Source organism: Dokdonia sp. (assembly GCF_039945015.1).
Lineage (GTDB): Bacteria > Bacteroidota > Bacteroidia > Flavobacteriales > Flavobacteriaceae > Dokdonia.
Genome location: NZ_JBDUXP010000012.1, coordinates 256,577 through 274,249, shown reverse-complemented (window position 1 = coordinate 274,249; position 17,673 = coordinate 256,577). Strand labels below are relative to the sequence as shown.

The 17,673-nt window shown below is 33.2% G+C and carries 17 protein-coding genes and 1 pseudogene; 10 read left to right on the top strand and 8 right to left on the bottom strand.

Features of this window, described 5'->3' with window-relative positions; translation table 11 throughout:
- Positions 1-33: 33 nt before the first annotated feature.
- The gene (locus tag ABJD27_RS10185) at positions 34-750 is read right to left on the bottom strand and encodes a hypothetical protein (protein ID WP_348162681.1); all 717 of its coding nucleotides are present in this window, start codon (positions 748-750) and stop codon (positions 34-36) included.
- Between the two features lie 124 nt (positions 751-874).
- Here ABJD27_RS10185 and ABJD27_RS10180 point away from each other — a divergent pair, with 124 nt between their 5' ends.
- From ABJD27_RS10180 to ABJD27_RS10155, 6 genes are read left to right on the top strand one after another with little or no spacing between them, the layout of a single operon-like run.
- Positions 875-1,621, top strand: coding sequence for a glycosyltransferase family 2 protein (locus ABJD27_RS10180; protein ID WP_348162684.1), 747 nt, complete (start codon positions 875-877; stop codon positions 1,619-1,621).
- Positions 1,622-1,623: 2 nt separating this feature from the next.
- Positions 1,624-2,820: a hypothetical protein gene (locus ABJD27_RS10175; RefSeq protein ID WP_348162687.1), complete on the top strand. Its 1,197-nt coding sequence runs from the start codon at positions 1,624-1,626 to the stop codon at positions 2,818-2,820.
- 39 nt (positions 2,821-2,859) lie between these two features.
- Complete coding sequence (locus ABJD27_RS10170) at positions 2,860-3,354, top strand: hypothetical protein (RefSeq protein ID WP_348162690.1); 495 nt, start codon at positions 2,860-2,862, stop codon at positions 3,352-3,354.
- 36 nt (positions 3,355-3,390) lie between these two features.
- Positions 3,391-5,256 (top strand): carbamoyltransferase, encoded by a 1,866-nt coding sequence (locus tag ABJD27_RS10165; protein ID WP_348162693.1) that lies wholly within the window; start codon positions 3,391-3,393, stop codon positions 5,254-5,256.
- Between the two features lies 1 nt (position 5,257).
- The gene (locus ABJD27_RS10160) at positions 5,258-5,407 is read left to right on the top strand and encodes a DUF5989 family protein (RefSeq protein WP_348162696.1); all 150 of its coding nucleotides are present in this window, start codon (positions 5,258-5,260) and stop codon (positions 5,405-5,407) included.
- 1 nt (position 5,408) lies between these two features.
- A complete protein-coding gene (locus ABJD27_RS10155) occupies positions 5,409-5,801 on the top strand; it encodes an SxtJ family membrane protein (RefSeq protein ID WP_348162699.1) in 393 nt (130 codons plus the stop codon).
- 9 nt (positions 5,802-5,810) lie between these two features.
- Here ABJD27_RS10155 and ABJD27_RS10150 read toward each other — a convergent pair whose 3' ends face one another.
- A complete protein-coding gene (locus ABJD27_RS10150; RefSeq protein ID WP_348162702.1) occupies positions 5,811-6,935 on the bottom strand; it encodes a hypothetical protein in 1,125 nt (374 codons plus the stop codon).
- Between the two features lie 163 nt (positions 6,936-7,098).
- Between ABJD27_RS10150 and ABJD27_RS10145 the strand changes: the two genes are divergently transcribed.
- The 3 genes from ABJD27_RS10145 (at position 7,099) to ABJD27_RS10135 (ending at position 10,260) form a co-directional block, all read left to right on the top strand.
- Positions 7,099-7,953: a sulfotransferase domain-containing protein gene (locus ABJD27_RS10145; RefSeq protein WP_348162705.1), complete on the top strand. Its 855-nt coding sequence runs from the start codon at positions 7,099-7,101 to the stop codon at positions 7,951-7,953.
- Between the two features lie 115 nt (positions 7,954-8,068).
- Positions 8,069-9,589, top strand: a complete 1,521-nt coding sequence (locus ABJD27_RS10140) for a radical SAM protein (protein ID WP_348162707.1) — start codon at positions 8,069-8,071, stop codon at positions 9,587-9,589.
- Entirely contained in the window at positions 9,589-10,260 is a 672-nt protein-coding gene (locus ABJD27_RS10135; protein ID WP_348162709.1) for a methyltransferase, read from the top strand. The genes ABJD27_RS10140 and ABJD27_RS10135 overlap by 1 nt, the downstream gene beginning before the upstream one ends.
- Here the strand turns inward: ABJD27_RS10135 and ABJD27_RS10130 are convergent.
- From ABJD27_RS10130 to rpmH, 3 genes are all read right to left on the bottom strand, one after another.
- On the bottom strand, positions 10,244-11,269 hold the full coding sequence (locus ABJD27_RS10130; protein WP_348162712.1) for a hypothetical protein: 1,026 nt from the start codon (positions 11,267-11,269) through the stop codon (positions 10,244-10,246). The two genes, ABJD27_RS10135 and ABJD27_RS10130, sit on opposite strands and share 17 nt — an antisense overlap.
- A 106-nt stretch (positions 11,270-11,375) precedes the next feature.
- Positions 11,376-14,228 carry a carbamoyl-phosphate synthase large subunit gene (gene carB / locus ABJD27_RS10125; RefSeq protein ID WP_348162715.1) on the bottom strand — a complete coding sequence of 951 codons (2,853 nt, stop codon included), beginning with the start codon at positions 14,226-14,228 and terminating at the stop codon, positions 11,376-11,378.
- Positions 14,229-14,332: 104 nt separating this feature from the next.
- Positions 14,333-14,494, bottom strand: a complete 162-nt coding sequence (rpmH, locus tag ABJD27_RS10120; protein WP_348162718.1) for a 50S ribosomal protein L34 — start codon at positions 14,492-14,494, stop codon at positions 14,333-14,335.
- 220 nt (positions 14,495-14,714) lie between these two features.
- Here rpmH and ABJD27_RS10115 point away from each other — a divergent pair, with 220 nt between their 5' ends.
- Positions 14,715-15,296, top strand: coding sequence for a DUF2892 domain-containing protein (locus tag ABJD27_RS10115; RefSeq protein WP_348162721.1), 582 nt, complete (start codon positions 14,715-14,717; stop codon positions 15,294-15,296).
- Between the two features lie 203 nt (positions 15,297-15,499).
- On the opposite strand, the pseudogene ABJD27_RS10110 reads toward ABJD27_RS10115, so the two are convergent.
- The 3 genes and pseudogenes from ABJD27_RS10110 to ABJD27_RS10100 all read right to left on the bottom strand — a co-directional run.
- Positions 15,500-15,883 (bottom strand): annotated as a pseudogene (locus tag ABJD27_RS10110) (sulfite exporter TauE/SafE family protein); the annotation flags it as partial.
- 102 nt (positions 15,884-15,985) lie between these two features.
- Positions 15,986-16,939 (bottom strand): lytic transglycosylase domain-containing protein, encoded by a 954-nt coding sequence (locus ABJD27_RS10105; protein ID WP_348162724.1) that lies wholly within the window; start codon positions 16,937-16,939, stop codon positions 15,986-15,988.
- Positions 16,940-16,964: 25 nt separating this feature from the next.
- Positions 16,965-17,618 carry an alpha/beta hydrolase gene (locus tag ABJD27_RS10100; protein ID WP_348162727.1) on the bottom strand — a complete coding sequence of 218 codons (654 nt, stop codon included), beginning with the start codon at positions 17,616-17,618 and terminating at the stop codon, positions 16,965-16,967.
- Positions 17,619-17,673 lie beyond the last annotated feature (55 nt).

The following is a 17,673-nucleotide window of genomic DNA, read 5'->3' as shown; positions in this document are numbered from 1 at the left end:
TTTAAAAATATTGTATTCTATTCGTATTTGATATTAGTTTTTTAACTGCATCACTTCTTGTCCAGTAGTTTGCTTTATTAATTCAGAATATTCCTTGTCTGCCAATTGTAATTCAGGTATCTCAAATGAAGAGTCATCTATTTTTTCTTCGGAATAATCAACTAAAATCATTTTAATTTTAATAAAGTCATTCAATGACTTTATGATTTGAGTAGGATATGATTTAGTTAAATTTAAAACCTCATTGAGATATTCAAAATTATGCTCTTGAAATAATTCAGGATTAATTTTTAAAAACGAATCATTATAAAAATATGTCTCTTCGCCTAGATTACCCCAACTAAATGTTATTGAATTACATTTTTTTCCTAAGATTGAAACTATTGAGTCGTTTTGAATAATTTTTGGTTTCTCAAAATCTATAATTGTCGCACCATATTTTTTTGCATTTGTAATCAACACATACTCAAAACCCGAATCAAAATTGTATATTTTATTACTATCCGGCCTATAGACAATTCTTTTAGAATTAGCTGAATTCACCAATTTCTCATAATTCCCCTTTTTGATATTTATCACTAATGTATCAAAGTATTCTCCAGACTTCTTCATATGATTAATCATATCATTTTCAGATATTCCTTCCATATTGATTTCGAATTCAATTTTATATGTTAATTTCCCTTCAAATGACTGCCCGTAAATTAATGAAGTAAAAAGAGATATTATTAAAATTAGTATTCTATTCATTTGTTACTAGTTATTGTTCTTACAAAAATAACCTTATTTAAAGAATCAAATCTATTCTCTTTAATATGTTAACTTTGTGTTTCTATACCGTCTATATATAGGATTAAAAATAGTAACACATCGCATGATCAACAACAAAAAAGTAGTTGTCGTATTACCTGCATATAATGCAGCACTTACATTACAACAAACCTATACTGAAATTCCTTTTGATATCGTAGACGATGTGATCCTAACAGACGACCATAGTACTGACAATACTGTAGAAGTAGGAAAGTCTTTAGGGATACAACATATCATTGTTCACGAAAAGAACAGAGGATATGGCGGCAATCAGAAATCGTGTTATAACAAAGCATTGGAACTAGATGCAGATATTGTCATTATGCTACATCCTGACTACCAATACACACCAAAGCTTATTCCCTCGATGGTGTATCTTATTGCAAATGATGTATATGATGTGGTATTAGGATCTCGTATTTTAAACAAAGGTGCTCGTAAAGGAGGAATGCCTTTATATAAATATATTGCCAATAGGATACTGACCCTTTTCCAAAACATACTGATGGGACAAAAATTGTCGGAGTATCATACAGGATATCGTGTGTTTAGTAAAAAAGCATTACTCTCCATTCCATATCAAGATAACTCAGAAGATTTTGTTTTTGACAATCAGATGCTAGGGCAGTTGTGCTATGCAAATATGCAAATAGGTGAAGTATCGTGTCCTACCAAATATTTTCCAGAAGCATCTTCTATTAATTTTTCGCGAAGTGTTACCTATGGACTTGGTGTTTTGGGGGTTTCTATCAAATATTTTTTACATAAAAATAGGCTTATAAAATCGAAGCTTTTTAATTCTATATAGCAATGCAATTGCAGTATTCTAAGTTGCTTACTCGTGCTAAGACTGTCTCCTTATATGGTTTCGGACAGAGCATTCCTATGATAGCGCAGCTTATTATATCATTGCTTATTATCAAAAAACATTCTACAGCTCTTTGGGGAGAATATGTCACTTTATTACTTTGGGTGAATCTCATTGTTATATTCTCTTATTTTGGCAATAAAAACTACCTCCTTAAGCAATTTAGCGAACAACCAGGTAAGATCTATACGACTTGGTTATCCAACTTCAGTACGCGCTTTCTTGTGTTCTTTTTGATTGGGATATTCGTTTTTTTTATTCCATTATTTGAACCCTACCGCTTGCTTATCTTGAGCTGGATATTCCTATTGTTTTACAATCAATCATTTGAAGTATTGATTCTATATCAAAAGGATTTTAAGTTCAATTTTATTACAGAACTTATCAGGAATAGTAGTGTTGTTGGGGTATTGCTATTCTTCGATGGTATGCTTCAACTAGATCAATTCCTGTATATTATTATTGGAGGACTGCTTATTAAAGCTATTTTTTATTCTGTTTTTTATTTCAAAACACTTCAAAGCACAAAAATCACATTAGATTCTCAAAGTCTCATTGCATCTATCCCTTTTCTTATTCCTATGGTATTAGGAACCTTAAGAACGAAGATAGACAGTTACTATGGGACAATCTATTTTACCAAGGAAGATCTAAGTCAATATCAAATTTTCATCAGTCTGATTGCTATATTACAACTAGGAGCTGCCTATATGATTAACCCATTCATTAAAATCTTTTATCGCATCTCAAAGAAAACAAGAAATGCTATAGAAAAACAGTTTTTATTCCTGGGAATTATCATTGGTGCAATAGCAACAACAGTCATTTATGTTATCATCACATACATTTACGAATTCACATTTAGTCCTACGAGTTATCTTTTAGCATATCTATTTATCATTACTCTTTTTGTACATCTATTACTGATTAACGAATTTTATAAAAACGACAAACAAACGCTTGTTGCTATTATTATAGGAGTGACAGCTTTAGTTCAAATAATCTTAGGGTATTTTACCATCGACACCTATCAATCTATAGGAGCATTATCTATAAAAATGATTGGACAATGGATAGTTGTTTTGGCTTTATTATATTTTAGAAAAGAGTTTTTAAAACCTTCAAATAGTAGTGTGTAACAAATGGTATATTTACAAGAAAGTTAGCGATAATTAAAGATGACTAAATCCGATAAATCAAAACATAATATTTGCATAGCTTCTATTAAAAGAAAGACATTTCAACCATATAATTATAAATGGACAAAGTTTTATGAATCTAATTCAGACTTCCCCCATTCGCAATTTCATCTTAACCTCACACAAAACGAATTAATTATCTGCTCAACTATTATCGACTCTCATAATTATAGTATTTTGACTACTCAAAAATTAATCACTAATGAGAACGGAATTGAAAATGTTGGGAATTTAATTGATTCAACTCTCAAACAACCTATAGACTTTAAGGGGTTAGATGGCAAATTATTTACGTTTGGACTTTTAAAATTAAAAAACGAAATGGAATTAAAATATTTCATCGAAACAGGAAAAGCATCAATGATTATGATGTATGGAATAAAAACATTAATTCAAACACAACAAATGACCATTAAAAATATTGAAAATGTAACAAAAGTTTGGAGTAAGGAGAATAAAAATAACCCTTGCTAACAAATAGTATATTTACGATATAACATCTAAACCCACATGCCAAACATTCTAGGAATTGCTGCTTTTTACCATGACTCCGCTGCTGCTATCACTATAGACGGTGTGATCATTGCTGCTGCACAAGAAGAACGATTTACTAGAATAAAACATACTCCCGATTTTCCTGTACACGCAATTACGTATTGTCTAGAAGAAGCGGGTCTTACAATAGATCAACTAGATGCGGTGGTTTTTTATGACAAACCACTACTCACATTTGAGCGATTATTACAAACCTATTATGCGTTTGCACCTAAAGGTATTGTGTCTTTTTTAAAGTCAATTCCTGTTTGGTTAGAACAGAAATTGTTTCTCAAAAAACAGATTCGTGATGGATTAAAAGAGGTCATGAAGTATGACAAAAAGAAACTCAAACTACTCTTTACAGAACACCACCTATCCCATGCAGCGAGTACGTTTTATGCTTCGCCATTTGAACACGCAGCTATCCTTACGGTAGACGGTGTTGGAGAATGGGCAACAGCTACCATTTCTGAAGGAAAGGGAAATATCATTACCGTAAAAAAAGAACTCACCTTTCCGCATTCGGTAGGGTTGTTATATAGCGCATTCACTTATTATCTAGGGTTTACCGTAAACTCTGGAGAATATAAACTTATGGGACTTGCGCCTTATGGCAATCCCAATTCAGAGCAAACAAAGAAGTACGTACAACAGATTAAAGAACATCTTGTTTCTATCAAAGAAGACGGATCCATATGGTTAGACCAATCGTATTTTAACTATGCGACAGGTTTAACGATGACCAAAGACAGCAAGTGGGAACAGCTTTTTGGTCTCAAAAGAAGAAGTCAGGAAGCTGAGTTATTACAGGAGCATTGTAATCTTGCGTATGCAATTCAGCAAGTGACAGAAGAGGTGGTTGTGAAGATGGCCGCTTTCGCGAAAGCGGAAACAGCAGCATCCCACTTATGTCTCGCAGGAGGAGTTGCTTTAAACTGTGTCGCCAATGGAAAACTCTTAAAAGAAAACTTCTTTAAAGACATCTATATCCAACCCGCATCTGGAGATGCTGGAGGAGCGGTAGGCGCAGCACTTGCCGCGCATTATATGTACTTTGAGAACACCCGAGAAGTAGATCCTCAAAAGGATAGTATGCAAGGTAGTTATCTAGGTCCCTACTATTCTGATAAAGAAATAACACAGGTTAATAAGCGATACAAAACAGTCTCACATAAGGAGGATGATTTTGATACACTTACAAAAACAATTGCATCAGAAATAGCAGATGGAGCCATTATAGGATGGTTTCAAGGACGTATGGAATTTGGACCTAGAGCCCTCGGTAATCGAAGTATTATAGGAGACCCTTCCAATATCGAAATGCAAAAAAAGCTCAATCTAAAAATTAAAAAACGAGAAAGCTTCAGACCATTTGCGCCCTCTGTGCTCGATACAGATGCCGCTAACTTTTTTGATTTGGAAACGGCTTCTCCATACATGACACTCGTCGCCGATGTCAAAAAAAGTGCACAAAAAGAAATCCCTTCTAATTATCATGAATTACCTTTACTTGAAAAATTATATTGTACTAGAAGTGATTTACAGGCAATAACACATTTGGATTTTTCGGCAAGAATACAGACGGTACATAAAGAAACAAATCCAAAATACTGGCAATTATTACAAGATGTAAAAGAAAAAACGGGTAAAGGAATTCTTATCAACACCAGTTTTAATGTACGTGGAGAACCTATTGTATGTAATCCTGATGATGCCTATAGATGTTTTATGAATACCGAAATGGATATTCTCGTCATCGAAAATTATATCTATTATAAAAAAGAACAACCAGATTGGGATAATAAAGAAATCTGGACAAAAACGTTTAAAAAAGATTAATATGGATGCACTAAAAGACCTTTGGTTATTTATGAAAGAGCGTAAAAAGTTCTGGTTACTTCCTATTATTATAGTGTTATTGTTTTTAGGAATTTTAATTGTAATTGGAGGAAGCAGTGCCTTTGCTCCTTTTGTCTATTCTCTTTTTTAGTATGGCTTCAAAAAAAGGACTAACGCCAAGCAAAACCGTCCTAACCATTGTTATAGGATTTTTAGTGATCTACCTGCTAGGCCTTATTGACCAGTTAGATGGTGATTTCACATGGGCGTTATGGGTGGCTATAGTTGTAGGAATTCCTGGGTTACTCTCTTCATACCTCGCTTTAAAAATTCAAGATGCTTGGATGGGTTTAGGCACCATATTAAGTTATATCATTCCTCCTATTTTACTATCTGCTGTTTTTTTTATCATTCTTTTCCCCATGGCATTATTATCAAGGCTCTTTGGAGAAAAAGATCCTTTACAACTTAAAAAAACAGATACAACTCTTTTTAAAACGGTAGATAAAACCTTTACAAAAGACACTTTTGAGAAGACTTGGTAACGGCAACAATTACTGTAAACTATCCTGAGGTTTTGTTTTAGAAGTCGTAATATATTCTGAAAGGGCATTGGCTACAACTTTATTCCCTTGAACCGTCCAGTGTTGCTCTTGAGTATTATACATCTTACTTCCACTACGGTGTGCTTTCTGTAACGATGGCATTAAATCTATCATTTGTAAATTATTAGCTTTCGCGAAAGCTAACAAAGTAGCATTAGGCAAGTCATTCTGTAAACGTAACCTAGCATCATATTCGGTTACTTCTGTCCACAAGGCATCCTCTACTTGAACCAGGGAAGGCGCTAATGCAAACACGATAGACGTATTATTATCTTTTCCGTATTGATTCATTTCTAGCATCAATTTCCCCATCATTTCATACATCGCTTTAGTATCATCAGAAAAAGTAGTGTTACATGTATGTATTTCAGGAGGGGTGTGAGAGGCATCTTTCTCCTTTGAGAATTTTGATTTTATAGTAGCTATACGCCTCTTTACAAATAGGAATAAGTGAGATTTATAATAAAATGGAAGCTCCTTTTTACTTGTATAGTCAGCAATAGATGGAGGCGTAATTTGCATAGATCCATCTGCATTCCCACCTTCATTAAAGGCAACAGTTGGTCTGGGATATAACCAAGGGTATTTCCCCATATTATCTGTAAAGTCATTCCGAAGGTATATCAACACCATCACAAGATCTGGTTGTATTTTTGGGAGCCATTCTTTAAGTATCATATATTCCTGCACTTGTCCATACCCATTTACACCTAGATTATATACAGACGTATTAGATAACTGATCTTCCATCACTCGTGTAAAAACTTCTTCATCCTTAACAGAGATATTACTCACAAAAGAATCTCCTAATATCATAATTTTAGAGTCCTCTTTCTTTTCTTCAAAAGGAGTATCACGATATCCCTCTTTATTAACCTTCATAACATGGTTAATTCCTTCATCATAAACAATCTGTACATCTTTATCAGGGATAAATTCCCATCCAAGATTTTCTTCAAATCGGAACATGACATCATGATCACTGATTTGTGGAAATGTTATTCGGATGAGTAGTTCACAAATAAGTAATGTTACTACTGTAGATGTAACAAAAAGAACTATTTTTTTTCTCATAGTGGCAATACAATACGTATGTAATATAGGATTAAATATAATGCTCTCAAAATAGTGAATCGCTAGTTATTCTTTATCTTTACTATCACTAAAATCCGTATTACATATTAGAAAATCTATTACATCTTGAAAACATTTCAAAATATACCATTAGACTATATTTTTGAGTTTAACCGTAGCTACTGCTATGCTAAAACTCAGAAAACATTATATTTTATTGCGTATTCAAGCTTCATTACGAAGTTCTAATTCACAATACGAATTAAAAATGATGACTAAGAAAAATATTATTATTGCAGGCTACCCTAAAAGTGGCACTACTTGGATAAGTAGATTGGTGGCAGAATTAGCCACATGCCCTTTACAAGGAGATTGGGGTTTTAGTCACATTAAGGCACTGTATGAAGAAGGAGAAAAAAGAGATTCGCCTTATGATTGTTATAAAACACATTTTACATATAATGAGATCTCTTCTAAAGACGAAAAAAAAGTTTTTAAAATCATCCATGTGCTAAGAGATCCTAGAGATGTAGCTATTTCTGGAAGTCACTATTTTAATTTTACAAATACGCCTCAAAAGATTTTAAAAAAAATAGGGATACATACACCGTTATTTGCTGTTTCTTCAACAGAAAAAAAGAAACGAATGATTAAAGCAATACTAGAAGGTGATGAAAAAGTAAATCAATGGGTATCATTATCCTGGAAGAATCATTTAGAAACATTTATAAACAAAGAAGTTCTTACCATTAGATATGAAGATATGCTTATGCATCCTCAAGAGCAGTGCTCAAAAATAACACAGTTTTTAGATCTTGATATTGATGCAAAACATATTGATTATTGTATTCAAAAGCAGTCTTTTGACAAAAAAAAGAAGGAAACATCAGACTCTAAAGATGCTCATTTTAAAAAATTACTTCGAAAAGGAGAACAAGGATATTGGAAAAATGAGTTTACAGACCAAGAAAAAGACACCTTCAAAACATATTTAGCAACCAATACGTTTTATAATTAATTCTTATAATGCTATAAAAAATTAAAGCTACTTTTAAGGAATAGATACCAATAGAAAGAATTCACAGTAATATATTTGCATGAAACACGTCTAAGAGGCGTTAATAGTATTTTTTTTGAAAAACAAGGTCCTCATATTTAATCCAAGAAGTGCTAATCAGAAGCACCGTATTCCTAATTCTATTCTTCAAGTAGGCGCTTCTATTTATGGGAAATTTGATTTTGCATTTATAGACGGCAATCTAGAGGAAGATCCTTGGGAAAAAATAACTTCATATTTCAATACTGGAGAGTTCAAATATTTTTGTAGCACAGTAATGCCTGGTCCTCAATTAAGACAAGCTATTCCGTTTACACGAAAAATAAAACAGGAGTTTCCTGATACCATAACAATATGGGGAGGGTATTTTGCATCAAATCAATATAAGGTATCTATAGAAGCTCCATATGTAGATTATATTGTTAATGGCCCTGGTGACGTTACATTCCCTACGCTATTAAATACATTAGAAACAGGAAACTTAGAGGAATTACCGAATATTCAGAATCTTATTTACTTAGAAGAAAACGGCACTATTACCCGTACCAAAAAAGAAAAACTTTTAGAGCAAGATACGTTACCACAATTACCATATACACACCTCAATTCATTCTATGACTTAGATAACTATTTAAGCCGAACGTTTCTAGGCAGTAAAACATTTTCTTATCACTCAAGTTTAGGATGCCCGTTTACGTGTTCATTTTGTGCAGTTGTTCCTATTTATCAAGGACGTTGGAAAGCAAAGTCAGCTCAAACAGTGTACAATGATGTCAAATATTTTAAGGATAATTATGGTATCAATGCCATAGAATTTCATGACAACAATTTCTTTACTTCAAGAAAACGAGTTGTTGAGTTTTCAAAACTTATCAAAGATGATGGAATCACTTGGTGGGGAGAAGGTCGTATAGATACGATTAACAAATATTCAGATGATGATTTAAAGATCATGAAAGAGGCTGGTTGTAAGATGATCTTTCTCGGTGCCGAAACTGGAAATGATGAGATTCTTAAACAAATGAATAAAGGAGGAACACAAACGGGACAAGGTATCAAAGACTTTGCAGCACGTTTATATCCTATAGGGATCATTCCTGAATTTTCTTTTGTTTTAGGAATGCCTGCTGATACTCCTGAGCAAGTGATGGCTCAAATAGAATGGGACATTAACTTTATTAAAGAAATAAAAGAGATCAATCCAGATTCAGAAATCATTATTTATCTATATAGCCCCGTAGCTACCGAAGGTTCTGAATTGTATGAGCAAATTCAAAAAGCCGGTTTTAGTTTTCCTAAAAAACTAGATGATTGGTTAGATCCAGCTTGGGAGAATTTTGATTTACGTAAAAATCCATTAACTCCTTGGCTTACTGCCAAAATGGTGGATCGTATTATGAATTTTGAAACCGTCTTAAATGGCTATTATCCTACTGCTTCAGATTTTAGGATTAAAGGAGCTAAAAAGAAATTGCTTCGCTCTATTTCTAAAATACGTTACAAAACTGGGATATATAAGTTTCCATATGAGATCAAAGCATTACATAAGATATGGAAATATCGCCAACCTGAAGAACAAGGATTTTATTCAGAATAATGAGCCTCCTACGTAATCTTATTAAGAAAGTAACACATCCTTTTCTAAAAAAGGGAGCAGATTATTACTACAAAAAACCACGCCCATACTCTTACAAAGGAATTACAACGATGGTGCATCCAGATGTTTTTCCTCCTCATTTAACACTAAGCACTAAAATACTATTAGACTTTATTTCTGAAATAGATCTTACTCAAAAGACATTTTTAGAACTAGGCTGTGGTTCTGGAATTATATCTCTGTTTGCTAGTCAGAAAGGAGCAAAAGTGACAGCAAGCGACATTAATACTACCGCACTAGAATACCTCAATAATGCATCAAAAAATAATGAACTTCCTATAGATTGTGTACACTCCGATTTATTTGAAAATATAGCAGAAAAGCAATTTGATTATATTTTCATCAATCCGCCTTATTATCCAAAATCTCCTGAGAATATAAAGCAACAAGCTTGGTTTTGCGGAGAAGAATTTGAATACTTCAAATCTCTTTTTAAGCAACTTCCAAAGTATCTTTCTAAAGAAAATACGACCTATATGATTCTCTCAGAAGATTGTGAGCTTGAGAAGATTAAACGTATTGCATTAGAAAATAATGTAATTATGGAACATGTATATGAGACTAAAAAAATGGGAGAGAAAAACTTTATTTTTTCTATTTATCAAAAATAACCTCATCTAAAAACTCATAGATAGCCTTCTGTCCTTGATCATTAAAGTGTGGATCATTATTATAATACAATCTATTTAGAGGCGCATCTTTCTGCTTTAAATATTTTATTGGATTGTAAAAAGAGACATGAGTAAATGCCTGAAAATCTTTAACTGCTTTAGCATAAAACACATAGTTATTCTCTTGAGTATTTTCTTTGTTTTTAAATTGAGCACCCAACTCTAGCATATTTGTATAATACTGATTATTTACTTGCGCACAATGCGGAACAAATACAACAGAAACAGTAACATCAGAAGGAACTATTTCTAAAAAAGAGGTCATCGCTTTTTTCCATGAATCATATCGATCCATAAAATCATCTTGTAATGTTATTGTATTATATAAATAATCTGAATCTGCTTTAAAAAGCATACGCTGTCTCTTTGTGTATAAGGGTACAGAAAACACTTCTTTTTTAAGTGCACGTGTGTCTATTTTATTAGAACTAAACCCTTTTAGTCTCTGATTGATATACACTCCTGAAGAAATATAGTTTGTAATTCCCCAATACACATTTCTTGTAACAGATAAATCCTTCCAATTAGATAAGTGTTTTACATCTAGAAGGTCATTCCCAATGTATACCTGATATATAATATGTTTAGGATTGTATTTCTTTATTTTTTTTCTAGCAAATGTATTTACTTGCTTAATTCCTGTTCCAGAAATACCAAGATTTAAAAAAGATATTTCTGGGTGTTTCTTTTGTAATCTATCTACATAATTATTTGTAGGAGTAGAAAATGAATCTCCAAAAACAAGGTAATCTATAGAGTCGCTTTCGATGGTGTTTTTTGAATTTAATGCTTCAATTTCTGCTTTATAGAAATCAATAACTCCGTACCTATATACGACTTCAAAGAGTAAAAGTGTAATACAACTAATGATCACTAGCTGTAAACATCCTTTTATAATTTTTTTTAGGTATGACACGTTTGCAAAATACAAAGATGATCGTGCAATCATATTCGTTTATGTGATTTTTTTACGCTTTCGCGAAAGCGTACCAAAAACAAAAAGGATCGTTATATACATAACGATCCTTTTTCATCAATTCTTTCTAGAATCGTATTTATTTGCTCAAATACATCTTACGTCTTGAATATAGATCATAAAACGCATCGTCTCTAAGGCTATCTATAAATAAAATACTCTCACCTGTACTCTTCATTTCTGGTCCTAGTTTCTTATCTACATTAGGGAACTTATTAAAAGAAAATACAGGTTGCTTTATCGCATATCCTTCTAGTTGAGGATTAAAATTAAAGTCTTTTACTTTCTTCTCTCCTAACATCACTTTTGTAGCATAGTTTACATAAGGTTCTTTATATGCTTTTGCTATAAAAGGTACTGTACGCGATGCTCTAGGGTTTGCTTCGATAATGTATACCATTTCATCTTTTATAGCAAACTGTATATTTATAAGGCCTACAGTGTCTAATGCTAATGCTATCTTGCGTGTATGCTCTTTAATTTGTTCTAAAACTAAATCTCCAAGGTTAAAGGGAGGTAATGTTGCATTAGAATCTCCCGAGTGAATCCCACAAGGCTCTATATGCTCCATAATTCCAATAATGTATACATCTTCACCATCACATATAGCATCTGCTTCTGCTTCTATAGCTCCATCTAGATAATGATCTAGTAGTAATTTATTATTAGGAATCTTACGTAATAAATCAACAACATGCTTCTCTAGTTCGTCTTTATTTATAACGATTTTCATTCCTTGTCCGCCTAATACATACGATGGACGTACTAATATTGGGAAATCTAATTTATCTGCTACCGCAAGTGCTTCGTCTGCAGTTTCGGCAACATCAAATTCTGGATATGGTATATTAAGGTCTTTTAGTAAGGTAGAGAAACTTCCTCTATCTTCTGCTAAATCTAATGCTTGGTAACTAGTTCCTATTACTTTAATACCGTATCTATCTAGTTTTTCTGCAAGTTTTAAAGCTGTTTGCCCTCCTAACTGTACAATAACTCCTTCTGGTTTCTCATGACGGATAATGTCATAAATATGTTCCCAGAAAACAGGTTCAAAATATAGCTTATCTGCAGTATCAAAATCTGTAGATACTGTTTCTGGATTACAATTAATCATAATGGTTTCGTAGCCACATTCTGCAGCTGCTAATACTCCATGAACACAACAGTAATCAAATTCGATTCCTTGTCCTATACGATTAGGTCCAGATCCTAATACAATGATTTTCTTTTTATCAGAAACAATACTTTCATTTGATGAAAATTTCTTTCCATCTGTCGTTTCCATTTCATATTCAAAAGTAGAATAGAAATAAGGAGTTTGTGCGACAAATTCTGCTGCACAGGTATCAACTAGTTTATAAACTCTCTTGATTCCTTGCTCGTCTCTTTTATTATATACTTGACTTTCTAGGCATTCAAGCATATGTGCTATCTGGCGATCTGCAAAACCACGTTGCTTTGCCTCTAGCATTAAATTTCGCGGAAGCGTATCTATCGTATATTTAGAGATTTCTTTCTCCATCATATACAGTTCTTCATATTGTTTTAAGAACCACATATCGATTTTTGTAATCTCATGGATACGACTCAAAGGAATTCCCATTTGAATTGCATCATAAATCACAAAAACACGATCCCAACTTGCATAGGTTAACTTCTCTATGATTTGGTCATAGTTTTTATATCCTTTTCCGTCGGCTCCTAGTCCATTACGTTTGATTTCTAAAGATTGAGTCGCTTTATGTAATGCTTCTTGGAAAGAACGTCCTATTCCCATTACTTCTCCTACAGACTTCATTTGAAGTCCTAATGTACGGTCACTTCCTTCGAATTTATCAAAGTTCCAACGAGGGATTTTTACAATTACATAATCTAATGTTGGTTCAAATAATGCCGATGTAGATTTTGTGATTTGGTTTTCAAGTTCATCTAGATGATAACCTATAGCAAGCTTGGTTGCAATTTTTGCAATAGGATACCCAGTTGCTTTTGACGCAAGTGCTGATGATCTAGACACCCTTGGGTTAATTTCGATCGCTATAATTTCTTCTTCATTATCGGGATTTACAGCAAACTGGACATTACATCCTCCTGCAAAATCACCGATACTACGCATCATATGGATTGCCATATCACGCATTTTCTGATACGTTACATCAGATAATGTCATTGCTGGAGCTACAGTAATAGAGTCTCCTGTATGGATTCCCATAGGGTCCATATTTTCTATAGCACAGATGATAACAACATTATCATTGGCATCTCTTAGTAATTCTAGTTCGTATTCTTTCCAACCGATCAAAGCTTTATCAATCATCACTTCATGTACTGGAGATACTTCTAGACCATGAGATAAAAGTTTGTCAAAGTCTTCTTCTTTATATACAAATGAAGCACCTGCTCCACCTAATGTAAATGAAGAACGTATTACAAGCGGAAAGCCAAATTCCTGAGCAATTTCTTTTCCTGTTAAAAAAGAGTTTGCACTAGCTTGTGGTGCCATAGGCACTCCTATCTCACGCATCAAGCTTTTAAATTGGTCTCTATCTTCGGTAATATTAATCGCATCGATATCAACTCCAATAAGCTCTACACCAAAGTCTTTCCAAATTCCTTTCTCATCTGCTTCAATACAAAGATTAAGAGCTGTCTGCCCTCCCATTGTAGGAAGTACTGCATCAATTTGTGGATGCTCTTTAAGAATTTGAATGATCGATTTTGTTGTAAGTGGCAACAGGTATACATGATCAGCCATAAAAGGATCTGTCATAATTGTTGCTGGATTAGAATTGATAAGAATAGTCTCTATTCCATCTTCTCTCAAAGAACGTAATGACTGTGATCCTGCATAATCAAATTCACAGGCTTGACCAATGACAATAGGCCCTGAGCCTATAAGAAGTATCGATTTTAATTTATTGTTTCTAGGCATATTAATGAAAGGAATTTCTGCGGTATAAAAATAGGAACTGACAGGGTATAAAAAAAGGTGTTACTTAAAAAAAGCAACACCCTTATATTGATATTAATATATCATTATTTTTTGTGACGTGGTTCTGAAGATACACTTATTTTCTTTCTACCTTTTGCACGGCGACGTGCTAGAACTTTACGTCCATTTGCTGTAGCCATACGATCTCTAAAACCGTGTTTGTTTCTTCTTTTCCTTTTTGACGGTTGAAACGTTCTTTTACTCATCTTGTATCTTCTTTTTGACTTTAAATAAGTCTGAATTTTTACTTCTAGAATCCTGCTTTAAAAGCTGGGGGCAAATATACAATAAGTTTTTACTTCTCCAAACGCAAATTTCAATTTTTTTATAGTTGTTTTTAGTACATTTGTCATCTATTAAAAATGCACATTTTATAATAGATAAAAATCAACTTTTCAAGCATCAAAAATACATACTAATTCTACTATGTTTAATAAAATTATAAAATTAATACTAGCAATAGCCACGTTAGGACTCGCTGTATGGCAATTTACAGAGAACGAAATAGGAAATGGTATTATGTTCATTTTACTAGCTGCTATCTTTGTTCTACTTTATTTTAAGAACGAAATTATCATTCTTGCTTTTTTAAGATTACGTAAACAAGATTTTCCCGGCGCACAAAAATGGCTTAATAAAATAAAGAGTCCTGAAGCTGCTCTTACCAAGAAACAACAAGGATACTATTATTACTTACAAGGACTGATGGTCTCACAAACAAATATGACTGAAGCTGAGAAATTATTTAAGAAGGCTATCGGATTAGGACTTTCTATGAAGTCAGATTTGGCTATGGCAAAACTTAATCTTGCTGGAATTGCATTGTCTAAAAACCGTAAGCGTGAAGCTCAAATACTTCTTAAGGAAGCAAAAGCACTTGACAAGCACAATATGCTTGGAGAGCAAGTCAAGATGATGGAGCAAAACATGAAGCGTGCCGGACAACAACCAAAACAACAATATGGTGGAGGAAGAAGTGGTCGTGGAGGACGCGGTGGCAGACGATAAATAACAAGAATACTTCTTACCTTATAGTATCGAGTCCAATAAAGTGGAAATCAACTTTAAGAAAAGAGTTACATATAAGTATAAAAAAAGATTCATATTTTGGAAATATGAATCTTTTTTTTGAATACTATTTAAAGAAGATGCACTACCACGTCTTTATATAGTGACCTTCATATACTGTAATAGAGGTTGCCTAACGATTGCTATTTTCCCCAAAGCATCTTTACAGCGATAATAAGTAAAATTCCGCCAAAAATTCTCTTTAATGTTTTTTGATCTAGATTCACAGCCATTTTTGAACCTATAAAACCACCTACCACAAAAAATATAGCAATGAGCGCGGCGTATTTCCAATTTACATATCCCTCGCCATAATAATTATATGCTGCAAGAAATGTTACTGGTACAGCCAGAACAGCTAGACTTGTTCCCTGAGCTTCATGCTGATTAAAACCTAGTAATAAAATCATTAATGGAATCATAATAACTCCGCCACCTACTCCCATAACTCCACTAAGGAGTCCAGCAAGAAGGCCTATAACAATAAGCGCAATGATAACAGTTGCATTCATATTTTTTGTGGGTAATTTTTTATAAAAATAGGAAAACCCCTTCCTAAAAAATGCAAAAAAGGGAAATGATTTTAAAAATCATTTCCCTAGTAATACTATAGATTTATAAGAAATATATTACTTTCCTAAAGAATAATACCCCTCTTTTGGAATATCTATAAAATATTGTTTTCTCGTTTTATTATTAAGGTGTGGCTCTCTAAGCCAAGGGTTATGAAGTTTTAAAATTTTATAATTAATTCCAAAACGTTCTGAGAATTTTACAAAATCTGTTACTGCAGAATCTACACTTACTTTATACGTAGGAATATAATCATACAAGTCTTGATCTTTATAATTAAAACCATATTTTGCTGGATTGCTCAATATCTCTTTTAGCGCAACAATTCTAAACACATAACGCCCTGTCTCTTCTCCTAATAACAAATCATAATATGTATTTACATTTTGACTTTTCATACGTCTAGACACTCCAGCATTTCCAGCATTATAGGCAGCCGCTGCCGCTGTCCAACTCCCGAAGCGTTTTTTTGCTTTTTTGAGATATGTACAAGCCACTCTTGTAGACTTCTCTATATGATATCTCTCATCTACATTATCGTTTACTTCTAACCCATATTCTCGACCTGTCCCTTTAAGGATCTGCCAAAAACCTGTCGCTCTAGCTGGAGACACAGCCTGTGTAAGTCCGCTTTCTATAACAGCAAGATATTTAAAGTCATCAGGCACACCTTCAGCGGCGAGTATAGGCTCTATAATTGGAAAATACTTATTCGCTCTTTTAAAGAGTAATAAAGAATTAGATTGCCAGTACGTATTTACGAGCAACTCTCGATCCATACGTTCTTTAATGTCTGGGTTTTCTACAGGAACAGCTTCTCCTGCAAAGTTTAAATGATCAGGAATAGGCAATGCATACACATTATAATCATTTATTAATTTTTCTTCTACATCTACCTGTTCTGCATCTACCTTCTCTACTGCTTCATCTGGAAGTTGTACAGCATTAATTGCAACAACAACAACAGCAAGCAACCCCACAATAGCAAATATGCGTTCAATTCGTTTCATATCTTAAAAATTTAATACATCTAATTTAATTATTTTCAATAAGTTTTGGAAGGTTTTCATTAAACCATTTATGTTTAGTTATCACCATTATATGTGAACCTCCTGGTACAGATATGCAATTGTCTATATATTTTATAGGGAAAACACGATCTATATCGCCATGGATATGCAGTATATTTTCATCAGGTTTCTCTTGATCCCAACACACCATTTCCTTTACTGCCCAACTCATATAACGTCTATCATTCATAGAAAGATACTTTTGATACAACGCTACTCTATCTTTAACCGTTTCTCCAAAAGCATACTTTGCCAGTTTATCTACATCTTCAATAAGTCGTGTAGGTAGGATGTTATATAGTTTTAGCTTTCGCGAAAGCTTCATTCTCCTCGGTAACTCATGCTTAGACTTTACGCTACTTACGATAATTAGCTTTTTAAGTGTCACGTGTTTTGCCATTTCCTGTACCAAAAGACCTCCAAAACTAACACCTAACAATACACTATCCTTATGAAGAATAAATGCTGTCATCCGTTTTGCATAGTCAAATATAGTTTCCTTAGATTTAGGAAGTTGCCATTCTAAGAGATGTATCGTAAATCTGTCTTCAGGCAATTTTATATGTTCAAAGATGGATGGGTTTGCCGCCATACCGGGCATCAAATATACATGTGTCATCTATCTTTATTATAAGGGTTTAACATAATTAAAAATCTATATGTAGGTATTTTTT